Consider the following 2,518-nt stretch of genomic DNA (forward strand, 5'->3'; position numbering starts at 1 on the left):
GGCGGCACCCTCAGCGGCAACGCTGCCAGGGGCGACACCGTCGGCGGCGCCGCTGTCAGCGGCGCCAGTGGCAGCGGCGCCGGCGGCGTCCGGAGAGCCGGTCACCGGGCCGCCACCAGGACAGCGGCGATCATATCGGCTCCGATCTGACGATCAGGGACTTCAGGTACGTCTCACAGTTGCGGCGGGACTCCTCCACCGAGTCGCCGCCGAACTTCTCCAGGGCCGCGTCGGCGATCACCAGCGCCACCATGGCCTCGCCGACCACTCCGGCGGCGGGCACCGCGCACACGTCCGAGCGCTGCGCGATCGCGACCGCCCGCTCCCCGGTGGCGACGTCGATCGTCGACAGCGGCCGGGACAACGTCGAGATCGGCTTCATCGCGGCCCGGACCCGCAGCGGCTCACCGGTGGTCATCCCCCCTTCGACGCCGCCGGCGCGGTCGGTGGCCCGCCGCACCCGGTAGATGCCCCCCGGGTGCGCCACCGCCTCCGGGGCGTCCCCGGCGGGCACCGACTCGATCTCGTCGTGGGCCTGCGACCCGCGGCGGCGGGCCGTGGTGAAGCCGTCACCGAACTCCACGCCCTTGATCGCCTGGATGCCCATCAGCTCCCCGGCGATCCGCGCGTCGAGGCGGCGGTCGCCGTGCACGTAGCTGCCCAGCCCCGGGGGGCAGCCGTAGGCCAGCACCTCGACGATCCCGCCCAGGGTGTCGGCGTCCCGGTGGGCGGCGTCGATCTCGGCGACCATCCGCACGCTCGTCGCCGGGTCGGCGCAGCGGACCGGGTCGGCGTCCACCACGTCCATCGCGGCCGGCTGGGGCAGCGGCGAGCCGGGCGGCACCTCGACACCGCCGATCGACACCACGTGCGAGACGACCTCGATGCCGTACGCCTGCCGCAGCAGGGCCTTGGCGACCGTGCCCAGCGCGACACGGGCCGCGGTCTCCCGGGCGCTGGCCCGTTCCAGCACCGGGCGGGCGTCGTCGAACCCGTACTTCTGCATACCGGCAAGATCCGCATGGCCGGGCCGGGGGCGGGTCAGGGGGGCGTTGCGGGCCAGCCTGGCGAGCCCCTCGGCGTCGACCGGATCCGGCGCCATGACCTCCCGCCACTTCGGCCATTCGGTGTTGCGGACGACGACGCTCACCGGGCCGCCCAGGGTCAGGCCGTGGCGGACCCCGCCGAGCAGCTCGACCTCGTCCCGCTCGAAGCTCATCCGGGCGCCCCGCCCGTGCCCGAGCCGACGCCGGGCGAGTTCGTCGGCGATCAGGGAGCTGGACACCCGGACACCGGCCGGCAGCCCCTCCAGGGTCGCCACCAGAGCCGGCCCGTGCGACTCCCCGGCAGTCAACCAACGCAGCATGGGGCCAGTCTTCCACGCCACCGGCGCGCCGGAACCAGCTCCTTCGGTCGGGATGCCCCGGGACGGGAACACTCCGGCGGGACGGGGACGCTCCGGCGGGTTCAGCCCGCGTTCCAGCCGAGGACGCCGACGAACGCCCCCGTCAGCAGGAACGGCCCGTAGGCGATCGACGTCCGCCGGCCGGCCCGCCGCGTCACCAGCAGGACCAGCGCCCACACCCCGGCGAGGACGATCCCGGCCAGCAGCCCGGTGAGGGCCACCGGGACGCCGAGCCAGCCGAGCGCGCCGCCGAGCAGACCGGACAGCTTCACGTCACCGAAGCCCAGACCGGCACCGGGCAGCGCCCAGAGCGCCGTGAACAGGGCGAGCACGGCCGCCGCCACCGCGACGGCGCGCACCCAGCGCCCCGGGCCGCCGTCCAGGGCCGCGGCGATGCCGAACAGCCCGGCCAGGACCGGGTAGGACGGCAGGGTGATCACGTCGGGCAGCCGGTGGACCCGGGCGTCGACGGCGGCCAGGACCACTCCGACCACCCCGAGGTAGGCGTACGCCGGCAGCCAGGCGACATGATCGGTCAGCTTGGCCGCGAACGCGACGACGACGGTGGCCGTGAGCAGGCCGAGGACGTCCCGGGTCGGCGCCGGCCGGCGCGGCTGCTCCCCCGCCAGCGGCCCGAAGAAGCCCACCATGCGGGTCAGCCCCGGGACGACGCACAGGACGGCAAGAACGATCACGGCGACCAGCACGGCCGACCCGGACGACATGGCCGCCCCGCCCGGCGGGACGCTCACCGTGCCGCCAGGGCGGCTTCGCCCGCGGCCAGCAGCAGGTCCACGTCCACCTCGGCGCCGGTGAACAGCCGGACCTGCCCGACCGCCTGGGCGGCCAGCACGACCAGCCCACCGGCGACCGGCGCCCCGGCGGCCCGCGCGGCGGCGGCGAGCCGGGTGGGCCACGGGTGGTAGAGCAGTTCGACCAGGGCGGTCGAGGCGGGCCACGGCCGGCGCGCGAGCTCGTCGGTGGCACCGGCCGGCGTGGTCGCGAACACGACGTCGGCGGCGGCCAGGAGGCTCGCCGGGTCCGCCGGGTCCGCTGGGCCCGTGGCCGCGGCGGGCCCGGCGCCGGCGGTGTCCCAGCGGTGGACGGTGACGG

2 protein-coding genes and 1 pseudogene are annotated in these 2,518 nt (G+C 76.4%); all 3 read right to left on the reverse strand.

Features of this window, described 5'->3' with window-relative positions:
* Nucleotides 1-130: 130 nt before the first annotated feature.
* On the reverse strand, nucleotides 131-1,366 hold the full coding sequence (aroC, locus tag NBX02_RS16730; protein ID WP_250292099.1) for a chorismate synthase: 1,236 nt from the start codon (nucleotides 1,364-1,366) through the stop codon (nucleotides 131-133).
* Between the two features lie 101 nt (nucleotides 1,367-1,467).
* Complete coding sequence (locus tag NBX02_RS16735; RefSeq protein ID WP_250284806.1) at nucleotides 1,468-2,157, reverse strand: prepilin peptidase; 690 nt, start codon at nucleotides 2,155-2,157, stop codon at nucleotides 1,468-1,470.
* A pseudogene (locus NBX02_RS16740) lies at nucleotides 2,154-2,518 on the reverse strand (shikimate dehydrogenase); the annotation flags it as partial. The gene NBX02_RS16735 and the pseudogene NBX02_RS16740, both read right to left, overlap by 4 nt.

Origin of the sequence: Protofrankia sp. CiP1_Cm_nod1 (genome assembly GCF_920888515.1) — a bacterium.
In the GTDB taxonomy this organism is placed as follows: Bacteria; Actinomycetota; Actinomycetes; order Frankiales; family Frankiaceae; genus Protofrankia.

Bases quoted from the DNA above. Each gene is read 5' to 3' on its own strand.
- aroC (WP_250292099.1), bottom strand. From the start codon at position 1,366: ATGCTGCGTTGGTTGACTGCCGGGGAGTCGCACGGGCCGGCTCTGGTG.